A 16288-nucleotide genomic window follows, 5' to 3' on the forward strand; every position below is an offset into this window, starting at 1 on the left:
AGCCATCTCTTCCGGTCATGGCCTCGCTCTCCGCCCTCCTGCTGGCGGGAGGGTGCAAGCGGGAGCCCGATGCCGCGGCGGCGCAGATTCCCGCGCTGCCCGAGGTTGCCCCCAACGCGTTGCGACCCGTGGAAGCCTTCGCGGCCATCCTGGACCGGAAGGAGCGCTCCCGCGCGCTCTTCCTGGAGGCCAGTCGCGTCTTCTTCCACCCGCGGTGCGCGAACTGTCACCCGGCGGGTGACAGCCCGCTGCAAGGTGACGACGGCCAGCTTCATGACCCGCCCGTGGTGCGCGGCCCCGAGGACCAGGGCGTGGTGGGCATGGAGTGCATCAGCTGCCATCAGGACAAGAATCAGGACCTGGCACGCGTGCCCGGCGCGCCGAAGTGGCATGTCGCCCCCATCGAAATGGCGTGGGTGGGGAAGAGCCCTCGTGAGGTGTGCGAGCAGCTCAAGGACACGAAGCGCAACGGCGGCAAGACGCCCGAGCAGATGATTGAACACAACGCCCACGACGCATTGGTGGCCTGGGGATGGAACCCGGGCTCGGGGCGTAAGCCCGCTCCGGGGACGCAGGCGCAGTTCGGCGCCATCGTCGCGGCCTGGGTGGAGACGGGCTCGGAGTGCCCGAGCGAGGAGGCACGGCCGTGACGGTTCGCGTTCGCATCAACGGTGAGGAGAAGGAGCTGGACGTCGACCCGGAGATGCCGCTGCTGTGGGCGGTACGGGACGTGCTCGGGCTCACTGGCACGAAGTACGGCTGCGGCCAGGCGCTGTGTGGCTCGTGCACCGTCCACCTCGACGGGCAGCCGGTCCGCGCATGCGTGACACCCATCCGCCGCGCGGAGGGGCACTCGGTGACGACCATCGAAGGGCTGTCGCCCGACGGCAACCACCCGCTGCAGAAGGCCTGGGTGGAGCTGGGGGTGCCGCAGTGTGGCTTCTGCCAGACGGGGCAGATCATGTGCGCGGCGGCGCTGCTGGCGAAGAAGCCGCAGCCGTCCGACAAGGAGATCGACCAGTCGCTCGCAGGCAACCTCTGCCGGTGTGGGACGTACACGCGAATCCGCTCGGCCGTGAAGAAGGCCGCGGGCATGTCCGAGGAGTGACGAGGCCGCCATGACGAAGCTGCTCACGTTGATTAGCCGGCGCTCGTTCCTGGAAGGGCTGAATCTGTCCGTGGGAGGGCTCGCCCTGGGGGTCTTCTCCGGAGGCCTGGCCGCGGCGGCCAGTGACGCCTCCACGGCGAAGGGCGCTCCGGGGTTGAACCCGAACGTGTTCGTCCACGTGGCTCCGGACGGAGCGGTCACCATCGTCTGTGCCCGCTCGGAGATGGGGCAGGGCGTGCGCAGCTCGCTGCCGGTGCTCGTCGCCGATGAGCTGGGCGCGGACATGGCGCGGGTGACGGTGGCCCAGGCCGACGGTGACAAGGTCTACGGCGACCAGAACACGGACGGCTCCAGCAGCGTGCGGGGCGTGTACGACGACATCCGCCGCATGGGGGCCACCGCTCGGGTGATGCTGGTGGCCGCCGCCGCCCGCCGCTGGAAGGTGAAGCCGGAGGCGTGCGAGGCCCGCGACCACGCGGTGTTCCTCCGCGATGGCAAGCGCTCGCTGGGCTTTGGCGAACTGGTGGCCGATGCGTCGAGGCTGCCCATCCCGAAGGCGAAGGACGTCAAGCTGCGGCCGAAGAGTGAGCTGCGGATGGCCGGCCGGCCCATGCCGCTGCTGGATGGCCCGGCCTATGTGACGGGAACCGCGGTGTTCGGCGCCGACATCCGTCTGCCGGGCATGCTCATCGCGGTGGTGGCGCGCCCGCCTGTCGTGGGCGGCAAGGTCGTTCGCTTTGACGCCACCCGCGCGCTCGCGGTGCCCGGGGTGAAGAAGGTTCTCGAACTGCCCGCGCCGAAGCCGCCCTACACGTTCCAGTTCTGGGGCGGCGTCGCGGTGCTCGCGGAGAACACCTGGGCGGCGATGCGCGGGCGCGATGCCCTGGACATCACCTGGGAGGACGGGCCGAACGCCTCCTATGACTCGACGACGTACCGGGAGCAGTTGACGGCGTCGATTCGCGAGCCGGGAACGGTGGCGCGCAACGTCGGTGACATCGACGCGGCGCTCGCTTCCGCCGCCCGCATCATCCAGGCCGAGTACCACATCCCCCACCAGTCCCACGTGCCCATGGAGCCTCCCGTGGCCCTGGCGCGGGTGGAGAACGGGACGTGTGAGGTCTGGGCGCCCACGCAGCATCCGCAGGCTGCGCGCGGCGTGGCGGCGGCGACGGCGGAGCTGCCAGAGGAGAAGGTCCAGGTCCACGTCACGTTCCTGGGCGGAGGTTTCGGCCGCAAGTCCAAGGCGGACTTCATCGCCGAGGTGGTGTGGCTGGCGAAGGAAGCGGGCGTTCCGGTGCGCGTGCAATGGACGCGCGAGGACGACGTCCGGCACGACTACTACCACCCCGTCAGCGCGCAGCAGCTCACCGCTGGGCTGGATGCATCCGGCAAGGTCATCGCGTGGCGGCACCGCACCGCGTTCCCGCCCATCGCGTCCACCTTCGGGCAGGCCACGCGGCCCAGCCCGTCGGACCTCCAGCAGGGTGTGCTCGACCTGGCGCTCTCCGTGCCCAACGTCCGGGCGGAGACCTGCGAGGCGCCTCCGCACGTGCGCATCGGCTGGCTCCGGTCCGTCTACAACATCTTCCACGCCTTCTCCGTGAACGCGTTCGTGGACGAGCTGGCGCACCTTCGCGGCACGGATTCGCGCGACATGCTCCTGGAGGTGCTGGGGCCGCCGCGCAAGGCGTCGCTCCAGGAACTGGGCATCACCGCGCTGCGGAACTATGGCGCGTCGGTGGAGGACCACCCCGTGGACGCGGGGCGCTTGCGCGGCGTCATCGAGCGCGTGACGGCGATGTCCGGCTGGGACGCGCGCAAGGCGAATGGCCGGGCGCTGGGGCTCGCCGCGCACCGCAGCTTCCTCAGCTACGTGGCCGTGGTGGCTTCTGTGGTCAAGGATGACCAGGGGCGTATCCGCGTCGACGAGGCGTGGGTGTCGGTGGATGCCGGAACGATTCTCAATCCGGAGCGCGTGCGCTCACAGATGGAGGGCTCGATCATCTTCGGCATGAGCATCGCGTTGCATGGCGCCGTCACCATGAAGCGCGGCGTGACGGAGCAGTCGAACTTCCGCGACCTCAAGCTGGTGCGCATCGGCGAGGCGCCGCGGAAGATTCATGTCGACATCGTTCCCAGTGAGCTGCCGTCCGGGGGCATTGGCGAGCCCGGCGTGCCTCCGGTGGCGCCCGCCATCATCAACGCCATCTTCGCGCTCACGGGCACGCGCATCCGCGAGTTGCCGGTGTCCCGCACGCTGGCAGTCTGAGTGTCACGTCCGGTGCCTGGGGTGTGTCGCCAGGCACCGGGACGTCGCGCCTCGGATTTCGGGCGCGCGCTGCGTCAGGTGCTTCACCGCAGGCACTCAGCACGCCCAGCGGAATGATCCACGGCAGTGCTCCCTTCCAGCTCCGACGCAGCGTTCCGACCTCATTGAGAAGGCGGAGGCGCGGGGGGCTTGGGCGGCTTCACTTCAGGTGTGGGTCATTCGCGGGCCACGGAGCTCCGTTGCCTTCGTGTAGGGCAGGTTTTCTTGTGGGTACACCAGACCCCTGCCATTGGAACAACAACCCGCCAATCTATTGGCAGGTGTGATGACAGGTGGGCGGAGCGCCTGTATCCAGGGGGCATGACGCAGAGCACGCCAGAAGGTGTGGACGCGCGCGGCTTCCGGGATGCCATGTCCCGGTGGGCCAGCGGCGTGGCCGTGGTGGCGATACAGGACACCGAAGGACTGCGGGCGACGACGGTGAGCTCCTTCAGTTCCCTGTCGCTGGACCCGCCGCTGGTGGTGGTGGCGTTGTCGGAGGCGTCCCGCACCTTGAAGCGGGTGGAAGCCTCCGGCGTCTTCACGCTCAGCATCCTGTCCGCCGCACAACGTTCCATCTCCGTGCAGTGCGCGAAGGGTGAGCTGGATGCGCAGCTCTTCGACGCGGACGCCTTCGTGCGGGACAGCCTGGTGGGGTTGTCATGCCAGGTCCATGGCCTGCACCGTCACGGTGACCACACGCTGATTGTCGGCCGCGTCACACGTCTTCATGAGGGACGTCCGCAGGAGCCCCTTCTTTATTGGGCGCGGGGCTATCGAACCGTGACCTCTCTGCCGCCGTCTGATAGCGATGGCGCCTGACCTCTCACACCGAAAGGAAACGACCATGTCGTTCACGTTGCCTGATCTGCCTTACAAGAAGGACGCCCTCGCGCCGCACATGAGCGCGGAGACGCTCGAGTTCCACCACGACAAGCACCACGCCGCCTACGTCAACAACCTGAACAAGCTCCTGGACGGCAAGCCGGAGGCGAACAAGTCGCTGGAGGAGGTCATCCTCAGCAGCGACGGTGGCGTGTTCAACAACGCCGCGCAGGTGTGGAACCACACCTTCTTCTGGCAGTGCATGAAGCCCGCTGGCGGCGGCAAGCCGACGGGTGAGCTCGCGGCGGCCATCGACCGTGACTTCGGCTCCTTCGAGAAGTTCAAGGAGGAGTTCTCCACGGCCGCGGCCACGCAGTTCGGCTCGGGCTGGGCCTGGCTGGTGCTGGAGGGCGGCAAGCTCAAGGTCACCAAGACGGGCAACGCGGACCTGCCGATGAAGCACGGCCAGAAGGCCCTGCTGACCATCGACGTGTGGGAGCACGCGTATTACATCGACTTCCGGAACGCGCGTCCGAAGTTCATCGAGACGTTCCTGACGCACCTGGTGAACTGGGACTTCGTGGCCCAGAACTTCAAGGGCTAGTTCGCGCCGCACGGCGTCCATCGCTGGCCTGGGCGGCCTCGGAGGTCATTCGAGGCCGCTCAACGCAATCCGCCCCTCAGCTTCCACGCGGAGCACCACCTGGGGCGGAGCGCTGGTGGCCTGAGCCGCCAACCACCGCGCCAGGGGCGCGACCACCTGTTGCTCCACGGCGCGCTTGAGAGGCCTGGCCCCATAGCGTGCGTCGAAGCCGGTGCGCGCCAGGTGCTTCACCACGTCCTCGTCGAAGGTCACCTTCACGCCCCGGCGACTGAGCCCCTCGCGAGAGAGGGCCGCCTCCAACGTGCGCCGGGCGAGTGATTGAATGACGTCCTCCGTGAGCGCGCGGTAGGGCACCACCCGGTCCAACCGGTTCAGCAACTCCGGCCGGAAGAAGGCCGCCGCGGCCCCCAGGTAGTGCGCCGCCCGCTCCAGGGGGCCGCGCTCCCCGAAACCCAGCGAGCGCCCCGCGCTGTCCGCGCCCAGGTTGCTGGTGAGCAGCACCACGGTGTTGCGGAAGCTGACGGTGCGGCCGGTGGCATCCGTGAGCCGGCCTTCGCCGAGCACCTGCAACAGCAGGTCATGGACGCCCGCGTCCGCTTTCTCGATTTCGTCCAGCAGCACCACGCCGAAGGGCTGCTCGCGGACGCGCCGCGCCAGGCTGCCTTGTTGGCCTCCCGCTTCTCCCACCAGCCGGGTGGCGCTGCCTGGCGCGGCGTACTCCGCCATGTCGAAGCGCGCCAGCCGGGCCACGTCGCCAAACAGGTACTCCGCCAGCGCGAGCGCCGACTCCGTCTTGCCCACGCCGGTGGGACCCAGCAGCAGGAAGGCGCCCAGCGGACGCGAGGGGTCCGCCAGGCCTGTTTTCAGCGTGACGACCAGATTGCGCAGGAGGAGGGTGGCCTCGTCCTGGCCCACCACGCGCTCGCGGAAGCGGCGGAGCAGGGCATCCGGGTCCAACCGGATGGCGGAGTCCACCAGTTCGAGCGGGTACCCCGTCCGAGTGCAGAAGGCGCGCGTCACCGAAGCGGCGTTCACTTCTCCGGCCGCGCCGGGCTCCGTGCTGGCGGCGCGCAGCAGGGACACCGCGCCTCCGGGCGAAGGGCCCGAGCCGAAGCGCTCCGTGAGTTCGCCAGCGCGGTCCAGCGCGTCGGGCGTGAAGCGCACCTTGCGAGCGCGGCCCACCCGATGCGAGGCCTGCTGAAGCGCGTTGCGTGCGGCCTGGGCCGAAAGGGGCGCCACGGCGATGTGCCGGAGCGATTGCAGGAACGCTGCGTGGGTCCGCTCCGCGCGGGCCACGTCCTCCGGTGTTGCCTCCAGGACGAGTGAGACCTCGCCACTTTCCAATGCGGGGAGCAACTGACGCGCCACATCCAGCCCCGTGTCGCCGCTACCCAGGGACAGCAGCTCCGACAGGCTGTCGAGGTGCAGCACGGCCTGGCGAACACGCAGGGCCTCCACCATGTGCTTCACGCGCTCCTGCCACTGCCCCAGGTAGCGCATGCCCGCCATGATGCGGCCTCCGGAGGAGCTGAAGACCTCCAACCCGTGAAGCGGCGAACCCGTGGTGGCCGCCTCCGCGCGTTGCACGAGTTCATGAACCAGGGCCGTCTTGCCCACGGACGACGGGCCTACCAGGAGCACGCTGGCACGGGTGCGCGAGGTGACGGCCTCCGCGAGCCGGGACACCTCCAGGTCCCGTTCCCAGGCGCGCTCCAGCAAACCCGCGCGTGCTTCCTCATTGAGACACCGGCTGGCTTCCGCGAGCCCCGGTGGTGGCGCCTGGCGCCGCTGCGGCTTCGCGGCATCGAGCGCACGGGCACGCGGCGTGTCCCGGAAGCGGACCGGCACCGACAGCGTCTCTACCTGCTCCTCGCCCACGTAGGCCAGAGAGTGCAGCCGGTCGAGCGACGCGAGATAGAGCTCGTGGCGGACCATCTCCTCGACGAAGGGCTCCAGGTCCGCCGCATCGTGCAGCGTGCCCTTGACGTCCACGCGGGGCACCCACACGCGTAGGGACTGGCGCGCTGGTGCTCCCTTGCGTGCGGTGCGGGCCTTCACCCCGTGCGTGAGCACGGTGAGGCGCAGGGGGACGGACAGCATCTTCCCGTGTTCGAGCGCGCGCACCGTCAGCGTCGTCTTCCGCTGGCGCAAATCGCTCCAGTGGGTCTCCTCGTCCCAGAGCTCTCCTCGCTTGAGGAGCCGCCCCACCACCGCAGCGATGTCGAGCCTCGCGGCGTGCAGCGTCGGCGCGAAGGCCGCCAGGTGCGGGTGGGTGAGGACGTGCGCCGCCACGCCCAGCCCGGGATAGGTGCGCACGAAGAGGTGGACGTTCTTTTCCATGTCAGTCGTGTCCCTGGCTGGGTTCCCGGAGCACCCTCGCGGCCCATGCGAGCGCCTCCCGGGGGCGGCGTCCGCTCGCGACGTGCGTGAGTTCGGTCGAGTCGTGGGGCCGCCCAGTCGTGACACCTTCGCGGCCACGCAGGATGACGTGGCTGGCCGCGCCCACTGACGCGGCGCCGCTCCTCCGGGCATCGCGTTCGCGGACGACTGCCTCATCCCATGCGGCCATCACGCGCGGCACGTCTTCCAGACTCCCGACGTCTTCGGACAGGTGCTCCAGCCGGACCAGGACCTGGCGTGGCCCATCGCCATAGACGAGGTCCACCAGCGCATAGCCTCGAAGGGGCGCCAGCACCTCGCGCAGGCCGATGGCCGACATCCGCACGGCGACACGCCGAAGCACCAGGTCCTCGGACCGCTCGTCTCCGGACCGGAGCCACTCGGTGCGCCCGTCGGCATGGACGGCTTCCAGGTACATCGCCGACTCCCCGAGCGCGCTGGGGAGGGAGTGGGCCACGGTCCACACCGCGGATGGCGTCGCGTCGCCGAGCCCCTCCACCAACACCGTCACGACGTCCGTCCCCCTCGCCAGGTGCGTGAGCTGATGTTCGACCCAGGCGGTCTCGTCGCGAAGGGCCAACACCCGGGGCTGTGCGCGGCGGAGCTGTTCTTCGTTCGAGACGTGCAGTGGGCGCTCCTCATACACAGGGCGCTGCCGCAGGCCCAGGTGGCCCACGTGACTCGAGTGCGACGTCAGCATCTGCTTCACGGTGGACGCAGGCGACTCCGCGTCCAGGAAGTCGCGCGGGACCAACTCGTAGTCGCGAATGTCCGTGGCCTCGAGTGCCAGCCGGTGCAGTCGCTCCGCCAGTTCTCCCGCCTCGGGCACCCCCTCCGTCATCAACGCCTCCAGCCGCGAGCGGGTCTCCTCGAGCAGGCGGGAAACCTCGGTCAGGCTCCACGCAGAGGCCGGCCGCTCGGGCGCCCACGCGGGCGCGTTGACCAGCACCTCCACCGACACGCGCATGTCGTTGCCGTCCCGTAGCAGCTCCACGCGCGCCAGGTCGTCCGCGCTCCGCCGCACCAGGTGGTGGGCCAGGGGCAACGTGAGGCGCTTCTCCAGTGCGCGCTTGAGGGGGCGGGCTCCGTAGCGCGGGTCGTAGGCCTCCTCCACCAGCAGGTCCAGCAGGCGCGGCTCGACCTCCACCAGCACGTTGCCCTGCCGGATGCCATGGCGCGACAGCAGGGCTTCGAGCGCGAGGTCCACCACCACGCGCAGCGCGGCGGGCGTGAGCGGACGGAAGGGCACCACCCGGTCCAGGCGGTTGAAGAACTCCGGGCGGAACCAGGCACGCACGGCGGAGAGGTAGTGCGCATCCGCGCTGTCCGCGGCGCGGTGGAAACCGGTGTGGGTGGCGGCCTCGCGCACGCCGAGGTTGCTCGTGAGCACGACGACGGACTGCCGGGCATCCACCGTGCGTCCCGCTCCGTCCGTCAGCCGTCCCTCACCAAGGAACTGGAGGAGGGCGTCGAACACGCGGGGATGGGCCTTCTCCACCTCGTCAAACAGCACCACGCAGAAGGGCTGGGTGCGCAGCGCGGTGGTCAGCTCACCGTCGGGCGCGCCGGGCCGCCCGAGCAGCCGGGTGATGCTGGAGGACGTGACGAACTCCGACATGTCGAAACGGATGAGCCGCTGCTCTCCGCCGAAGAGCGTCCGCGCGAGCGCCTTCGCCGTCTCCGTCTTGCCCACGCCCGTGGGGCCCACGAAGAGGTAGGTGGCCAGGGGCTTGTCGGACGGCTGGAGCGCGGACTGCAACGTGAGGATGGCGTCCACCACGGCTTCCACGGCTTCGGGCTGGCCCGCTACCTGCCGCTGCATCTCCCACGTCAGCGCTTCGCGCTTCTTCGGCTGGGCGCTTCCCAGGATGAAATCCGGTAGGCCCGTCTGCTCCCGCATCGCGTCGATGACGTCCCCCGACGAAAAGCGCCGGGTGCCCGAGGTGCTGACGCCCTGTCGGGCCATGACGCGGCGGAGCAGACGGACGGCCTTGCCCGGGAACGCCTCGTGCGACACGAAGCGCTCCTGCAATGAGAGCAGGGTCTCCAGCGCCAGCGGCGAGAGCTGGACCGCGCTGTCCGTGCCTTCCGCCTCCAGGTCGCGCACGGTGCCGAGGAGCGCGGGCAGCGTGGCACGCGCATCCAGCGCGGGGACATGGATGACCCGGAAGAGCGAGGCGAGGGTGGGGGCTTCTTCCCGCACGCGCTCGAAGCGCTCGGGCGTGGACTCGGCGAGCACGGTGAGCTCGCCCCGGGCCATGTGGGGCTCCAGGAACTGCGCGACGTTGGTGCGCTCATTGCGCGTGCGGCCCGCGTAGACGAGCGAGGCCAGGTCGTCCACGTAGAGCAGGTCGCCGACCTCCATCAGCTCCTTCACCACGCCCCGCGCGCGGGCCTCCCACTGGCCCACGTACATCATCCCGGCGATGAACTGGTTGCCGTCCACGCGCCACACGTCGCGACGCACGCCCGCGGCGTCCTGCCGGGCGGTGAGCCGGCTCACCGCTTCATGAATCAGGGCCGTCTTGCCCGCGCCAGGTGGACCCACCAGCACCAGCGCGGAGCCTTCGCGGCCTTCGAGCGCCTCTACGAGCTCGCGAACCAGCGCCTCCCGGCCGAAGCAACGTTCCAGCGTGCCGTCTCGCGCACCGTGGCTCAGGTTGCGCGCCACGGCCCGGAGCTCCACCAGGGTGAGGCGCCGCCGGTTGCGGCGTTGCTCCCGCTGCTCTGGCGTTTCGGGCGCGGTGTCTTCCTTCTCCGGATTCTTGGTCCGGCGGCGTCGCGCGGGCTGGGCCGGTCGCGGCGGCGTGCGCGGGAGGACGGAGGGGGCATAGGCATCCACCTCCAGGAGCTCCAGTTGCTCCCGGCCCTGGGCCCAGTGCGTGTCCAGGGAGTCCAGGTTGTGTTCCAGACACCAGGCCATCAGCCGTCGCGCGAGCGCCTGGGGCAGGTCCGCGGGCTGGTTCAGCGCGAAGCGCGCGGCGGGGAGCCGGGTGGGGGTGACGACCCAGAAGGTGTCACGGGGCCACTTCTCCAGCAGCACGGACATGGTGCCCTGGAGGACGACGCGCCGGTTCTTCTCCCGGTCCCTTCCTTCCGCATCGACGGTGACGCGCTTGAGGGCGAAGTGGGGTGGAAGTTGGTACTGCGCCACCTGGGAGGGCGATTCGCGCTCGAAGCGCTCCATGACGGCGAGCGCGAGTTCGTCTCGCAGCATGGAGAGGCTGGGCCCCACCTTGTGCAGCGCCGGGAAGAAGGCGGGCACCCAGGCCTCGACGAGCCGGCCGCTGTGCGGGGCCACCACGAAGGGAAGCTTCAGGTCCATGTCGTCAGTCCTCGTCCCGGCTGTTGAAGACGCGCCACTGCATCCAGGGCTCCAGCAGGGGCTCCAGGTCAGGCCCCTCCAGACCGAAGCGCTGCTGCACCCCGGTGCGAAGGTCCGTCAGCGTCCCCTGGCCGGAACCGCTGCCCGACAGGCGCACCTGACGGACCTCGTTTTTCGGCAACTGCTTCTGCAACGCCTCCCGGGAGGAGAGGTCGAACAGCGAGAGGGGCCGCGGCTCGAAGTACGCATGCACCATCGAAATCTGACTGCCTTCGATGAAGCGATGCAGGCCGTGCTCGCCAGCGAGCAGCAGGGCGTGGGGGCCGCCCTTGACCTGAATCGCATAGGCGACCGGCTGCACGACGAGCTTGTCGAAGGTCTCATCGTCGGCCCACCGCCATTGCGGCGGCGGAGGGGTGCGATGGGCCTTCTCGCCGGACTTGCGCTCGGGGACGGCGAGCAGGCCTCGCCGCTTCTCCATGGACGCCTTCTGGGCCCACCCCTCATAGGCCGCGGCGAGCATGCGTGCCTGCCTCCACGCGCCGCGACCTGGCACCAGGTAGAGGGTCGCGCCATGTGACGGGGGAAAGAGGGAGGAGTAGATGCGTTGCCGGATGCGCGCGAAGGCCGCCTTCACCTGGCTCACCTCGCGGCTCAGGGACTCCACCTGATCCACGGTCCTGGACAGGTGGGCCTCGAAGAGCAGGTCCTCGATGGCCTCCGCCTGCTGGGCGCACTCCCGAAGCGACTGTTCCAGCGCTCGCGCCTCCGATGACTTGCGCGAGTTTTCTTCGGCCAGCGCCCGCTCCTCCCAGTACGCGGTGTGCCGGGAGACCTTGTCGAAGACGGCCAGGACGCGGCGCAGGGAGTGCATGGGCGCGCAGCGGCTCCAACGCTGGACTTCCGCGCGCACGGTGGCTGCTTCCTCGAGGATCCGCTCGATGGCTTCCCGGCCCCCGCCCTCGGCGGCGCCGCCCAGGGACTCGGCGCGCAGTTCGAGTCCCGTGGTTCCCGCGTCCACCGTGAGGTTCGCCGGCCCCATGCGGGGATGCGCCGCGAGCCAGTCCGCCACGGGGACCACCAGCTCGCGCTCCAGCGCGCGCTTCAAGGGGCGGGCACCATACCGCGCGTCGAAGCCTCTCAGGGCCAGCCAGTCCTGGGCGGCGGGGGTGACCTCCAGCAGGGCATCGTGGAGCGAGAGGCCTGGACGGCGGCATACGGCTTCAAGCTCGCGGACCACCAACCGGCGCAGCAGCGGGGCGGACAGCGGCGAGAAGACGACCACGTCGTCCATGCGGTTGAACATCTCCGGCCGGAAGAAGCGCTGCACCTCGGAGAGGTAGTGCGCGCGCAGGGAGGCCATGTCCGGGGCACCGCCCGACGCATCGAAGCCCACGCGGGCGCGCAGGGTGTCCGCGCCCAGGTTGCTGGTGAGGATGATGAGGGCGTTGCGGAAGTCCGTGAAGCGCCCGGAGGCATCGGTGAGGCGGCCTTCGCCCAAGACGCCCAGCAGCGCATCGTGAACGGCGGGGTGGGCCTTCTCCACCTCGTCCAGCAGCACCACGCAGAAGGGCTGCCGGCGCACCGCCGAGGTGAGGTAGCCCGGCGTCTCCCCGTCTCCCATCAACCGCAGCAGGGCGTCCGGACCGGCGTACTCACCCATGTCCAGGCGGACCATGCGCTCCTTCGCACCGAAGAGTAGCTCCGCCAGCGCCTTGGACAGCTCCGTCTTGCCCACGCCGGTGGGGCCCACGAAGAGCAGCACCCCCAGCGGGCGCCGCACGTCCGACATGCCGGCCTTGAGGACGGATACCACCGAGGCTGCGCGCTCCACGGCGGCGTCCTGCCCCATCACTCGCGAGGCCAGGAAGTCGCGCACGTGTGCGGACGCCAGCGGCTGGTCGTCCCGGAGCAGGTGCTCGGGGATGCCGGACTCCGAGGCGAATTGGCGGGTGGCCTCCAGTCGGGTGACGGAGGTGCGCGAGGCTTGGGCACAGGACGCCAGCAGCCGGCGCACGAAGGCCACGGTGTTGCCCACCTGGGCACCGTAGGGCAGGAAGCGGCGGCACAGGAAGCGCGCCTCGTCGAGCGCGTCGGGCTGGACCTGCATCGCGGCGGCCAAGGCGTCGTCCTCCGCCACCTTGGCGACGATGCGGCCGAGCGCATCGGGCGTGGGCTCCGCGACGCGCACCACCGAGAAGAGCCGGGCGAAGCTGGTGTTGCGCTGCTCCACCTGGGCCCAGGTCTCCTCCGTGGCCTCGGCCATGACGGCCACGTCACGCGCCGCGAGGAGCGGGAGCAGCAGTTGGGCCACGTTCTGGTCACTGTGGGCGCTCTTGCCCGCGTCGAGGAGCTCCACGGCATGGCCCAGGGACAGCAGGGCCCGGGCCTCGGTGGCCTCACGGAAGGCGCGCAGCACCTGCTGCTGCCAGTCTCCGAAGAAGCCCTCGCCCGCGATGAGCCGGCTTCCGTCGAGGAAGTAGAACGGGCGGGCGCGCTCGGCCTCGGTGGCGGTGGGGGCGCGCAGCGACTGGGCGAGCGCGTGGAGCACCGACGTCTTGCCCACGCCCGAAGGCCCCACCAGGACCACCGGTTCGGCGTCCTTGGCCGCGAGCCGGGTCCGGAGCAGGGCGACGAGCGCATCCTGCTCGTAGGCCGCGTCGAGCTGTCCTTCCTGCGCGAGCCGGTGCCAGGCCACGCCGACGCTGTCCAGGGTGGGCGTAGGCGGCGGCTTCGCGGGCGGCTCACCCGGGCCTCGATGCGCGGTGCGGCGGCGTGGCTCCCAGCTGTCCAGGTCCAGCGCCTCCGTGTCTTCGTCCTCGCCGTCCTCGCGCGTGTCGTCATCCAGGTCGGCGGGTGCGTCTGGAGGGCGCGGCGGTGGACGAATGTTCCGGTGCAGCTCGCGAGGCGTGAGCTCCGACAGGGCCACGGGGGTGGCCCGCACTTCGATTTCCAGCAGGGACTCAGGTCCATCCGGACGCAGGGCAAGGCGCTCCGCGTCGGACATTCCCTCCAGGCGATCTCCCAGCAGCTCCGAGGCCTCGGCGGGGAGTGTCTTGCTCTGGAACCAGTGATGGCTGTTGAGGCGTGGCGCGTGGAGGCCCAGGAAGGCATTGAGCGTGGGGGCCACCACGGCGGACAACGTCAGCGGCGCGAAGTGATTCTCCTCGGCGCCCCAGACGGGAATCGCGGGTAGCTCCACCGTTTCGAGCGCCCCTCCGGTGGGGGCGATGAACTCCGGCACGCGCCGCGGGTGGACGCGGGAGAGTTGGTCGTCCAGCGCGAGCGTCAGCTCCTCGGTGGCGGCCTCCAGCGAGTCCGCGTGCACCGCGAGACGGCGCAGCGCCAGCGGCGTGAGCGTCACCCGGCCGCTGACGTGCCGCTGCAACCAGCATTGAAAACGGAAGTTCATGGGTGAGGACTCGGGTGAAAACGGTGCCGTGCGTGACGGCATGAGCCCTCGGGAGCTGACCGGACCCGCTCACGACGCGGGCCCGGCCTGACAGTCCGCCGGATTCGTCAGGGGTGAAGCACCAGCGCACCGTCGCGGCGGGGTGGAAAGGTAGAGGGGTGTTCCTGGAGGGCTCGGGCGGTCGCGTTGACAGCGCCGCGGGAGCCGGGGCATCGTGTGGGGACTGATGACGCGCTCGACCCACCAGACGTGTTGCTGCTGTCCGGCATCCGCGGTGGGCGTCCGTCCGCCAGTGGCCTGAGTGCCCTGGCTGAGCTGTTTCCGGAAAGCCCACTGCCCGCGAGGGAGTGGGCTTTTGACTTTCTCGCGTGGCCCCCTGCTTCACCCCGAGGTCCCGCATGGAACGTCTCGCGCTGTTGCGCGCCAGGAACTGGATGCCGTTGGCCCTGCTGCTGTCCGTGGCGGGCTGTTCGCGCTCGTCCAGTGATGCGTCACCCGACGGGACGGTGACGTTGCTCAACGTCTCCTATGACCCCACGCGGGAGCTCTACGAGGACTTCAACGCGGCCTTCGCGAAGCACTGGGCGGCCACGCGTGGCCAGCAGGTGTCCATCCAGCAGTCCCACGGCGGCTCCGGCAAGCAGGCCCGGTCCGTCATCGAAGGACTGCGGGCGGACGTGGTGACGCTGGCGCTCGCGTACGACGTGGACATGCTGCACGAGAAGGCGCAGCTCCTTCCGGCGGACTGGCAGGAACGGCTGCCCCACAACAGCGCGCCGTATACGTCCACCATCGTCTTCGTGGTGCGCCAGGGCAATCCCAAGGGCATCCGTGACTGGGACGACCTGGTGCGCGAGGACGTCACCGTCATCACCCCGAACCCGAAGACGTCGGGCGGCGCGCGGTGGAACTACCTGGCCGCGTGGGGGCAGGCGCTGAGGGGCGAGGGCGGTAGCGAGGCCCGGGCCCAGGCATACGTGGAGAAGCTGTTCCGCAACGTGCCGGTGCTCGACTCGGGCGCGAGGGGCGCCACCACCACCTTCGCCGAGCGGGGCCTGGGGGACGTGCTCCTCGCATGGGAGAACGAGGCCTCCCTCCTCATCCGCGAGGTGGGGCAGGCGCGCTTCGAGGTCGTCATTCCCTCGGTGAGCATCCTCGCCGAGCCACCCGTCGCCGTGGTGGACCCCAACGTGGACCGCAAGGGCACCCGGGCCGTGGCGGAGGCGTACCTGGCGTACCTCTATTCGGACGAGGGCCAGGAGATCGCGGCGCGGCACCACTTCCGGCCGCGCTCGGAGGTCGTGGCCGCGAGGCATGTGTCCGACTTCCCCGGTTTGAAGCGCCTCACGTTGGCGGAAGTCGCGGGCGACTGGCGGCGGGCGCAGGCCACGCACTTCGCCGACGGCGGCCTCTTCGACCGCATCTACGCGCCCCGCGCGGACTGAGGACACCCCGCCATGTCCCGTCCTACTCGCCACCAGGTGCTCCCGGGGTTCCGTCTGTCGCTGGGCTTCAGTTGGTTCTACCTGGGCCTCATCGTCCTCATTCCGCTCTCCAGCCTCTTCCTGCGGACCTTTTCCCTGAGCTGGGAGGAGTTCTGGGGCACCGTGACGACGCCGCGCGCGCTCGCCGCGTACCGGCTCAGCTTCGGGGCCTCGCTGGCCGCCGCGCTCGCCAACGTCGTCTTCGGCCTGCTGGTGGCTTGGGTGCTGGTTCGCTACCGCTTCCCCGGCCGCGACGTGCTGGAGTCCCTGGTGGACCTGCCCTTCGCGCTGCCCACCGCCGTGGCCGGGCTCACGCTCACGACGCTGTTCTCCGCGAAGGGGTGGTACGGCCAGCACCTCGAAGCACTGGGGCTCAAGGTGGCCTACACGTCCGTGGGCGTGGCCATCGCGCTGACGTTCATCGGGTTGCCCTTCGTGGTGCGCACCGTGCAACCCGTGCTGGAGGACATCGACGTGGACGTGGAGGAGGCCGCGGCCACGCTGGGCGCCTCTCCGTGGCAGACCTTCCGACGCGTCCTCTTTCCCGCGCTCTTCCCCGCGCTGCTCAGCGGCTTCACGCTGGCCTTCGCCCGCGCGCTGGGGGAGTACGGCTCCGTCGTCTTCATCTCCGGCAACATGCCGCTGCGCACGGAGATTGTCCCGCTGCTCATTATCACCCGGCTGGAGCAGTTCGACTACGCGGGGGCGACGGCCATCGCCATCGTCATGCTGGGGGCGTCGTTCTCACTGCTGCTGGCCGTCAACCTGCTCCATCGCTGGAGCCAGCGCCGGCTGGAAGCCCGGCCGGGAGCGTGAGCG

Annotated in this window: 10 protein-coding genes; 7 read left to right on the forward strand and 3 right to left on the reverse strand. The window is 70.1% G+C overall.

Annotation, left to right across the window (positions count from 1 at the left end; translation table 11 throughout):
• Window positions 1-17: 17 nt before the first annotated feature.
• From FMQ63_RS05660 to FMQ63_RS05680, 5 genes are all read left to right on the forward strand, one after another.
• Complete coding sequence (locus FMQ63_RS05660; RefSeq protein WP_228556365.1) at window positions 18-650, forward strand: Isoquinoline 1-oxidoreductase subunit; 633 nt, start codon at window positions 18-20, stop codon at window positions 648-650.
• The gene (locus tag FMQ63_RS05665; protein ID WP_011554816.1) at window positions 647-1108 is read left to right on the forward strand and encodes a (2Fe-2S)-binding protein; all 462 of its coding nucleotides are present in this window, start codon (window positions 647-649) and stop codon (window positions 1106-1108) included. Before FMQ63_RS05660 ends, FMQ63_RS05665 begins: the two co-directional genes overlap by 4 nt.
• Window positions 1109-1118: 10 nt before the next feature.
• The gene (locus FMQ63_RS05670) at window positions 1119-3380 is read left to right on the forward strand and encodes a molybdopterin cofactor-binding domain-containing protein (RefSeq protein WP_011554815.1); all 2262 of its coding nucleotides are present in this window, start codon (window positions 1119-1121) and stop codon (window positions 3378-3380) included.
• Between the two features lie 360 nt (window positions 3381-3740).
• Window positions 3741-4241, forward strand: coding sequence for a flavin reductase family protein (locus FMQ63_RS05675; protein ID WP_011554813.1), 501 nt, complete (start codon window positions 3741-3743; stop codon window positions 4239-4241).
• A gap of 25 nt (window positions 4242-4266) precedes the next feature.
• Entirely contained in the window at window positions 4267-4848 is a 582-nt protein-coding gene (locus FMQ63_RS05680; RefSeq protein WP_011554812.1) for a superoxide dismutase, read from the forward strand.
• A 45-nt stretch (window positions 4849-4893) separates the two neighbouring features.
• Here FMQ63_RS05680 and FMQ63_RS05685 read toward each other — a convergent pair whose 3' ends face one another.
• From FMQ63_RS05685 to FMQ63_RS05695, 3 genes are read right to left on the reverse strand one after another with little or no spacing between them, the layout of a single operon-like run.
• Window positions 4894-7188 (reverse strand): AAA family ATPase, encoded by a 2295-nt coding sequence (locus FMQ63_RS05685; RefSeq protein WP_020478473.1) that lies wholly within the window; start codon window positions 7186-7188, stop codon window positions 4894-4896.
• A 1-nt stretch (window position 7189) separates the two neighbouring features.
• On the reverse strand, window positions 7190-10573 hold the full coding sequence (locus tag FMQ63_RS05690) for an AAA family ATPase (RefSeq protein ID WP_011554810.1): 3384 nt from the start codon (window positions 10571-10573) through the stop codon (window positions 7190-7192).
• 4 nt (window positions 10574-10577) lie between these two features.
• Window positions 10578-13985 carry an AAA family ATPase gene (locus FMQ63_RS05695; RefSeq protein WP_228556366.1) on the reverse strand — a complete coding sequence of 1136 codons (3408 nt, stop codon included), beginning with the start codon at window positions 13983-13985 and terminating at the stop codon, window positions 10578-10580.
• A 434-nt stretch (window positions 13986-14419) separates the two neighbouring features.
• On the opposite strand from FMQ63_RS05695, the gene FMQ63_RS05700 reads away from it, so the two are divergent.
• Together FMQ63_RS05700 and cysT are read left to right on the forward strand one after the other, a co-directional pair.
• Window positions 14420-15430, forward strand: coding sequence for a sulfate ABC transporter substrate-binding protein (locus tag FMQ63_RS05700; protein ID WP_011554807.1), 1011 nt, complete (start codon window positions 14420-14422; stop codon window positions 15428-15430).
• A gap of 12 nt (window positions 15431-15442) precedes the next feature.
• A complete protein-coding gene (cysT, locus tag FMQ63_RS05705) occupies window positions 15443-16285 on the forward strand; it encodes a sulfate ABC transporter permease subunit CysT (RefSeq protein WP_011554806.1) in 843 nt (280 codons plus the stop codon).
• The last annotated feature ends 3 nt before the right edge of the window (window positions 16286-16288 follow it).

This window comes from Myxococcus sp. CA005 (assembly GCF_006518205.1).
Taxonomy (GTDB): domain Bacteria; phylum Myxococcota; class Myxococcia; order Myxococcales; family Myxococcaceae; genus Myxococcus; species Myxococcus xanthus.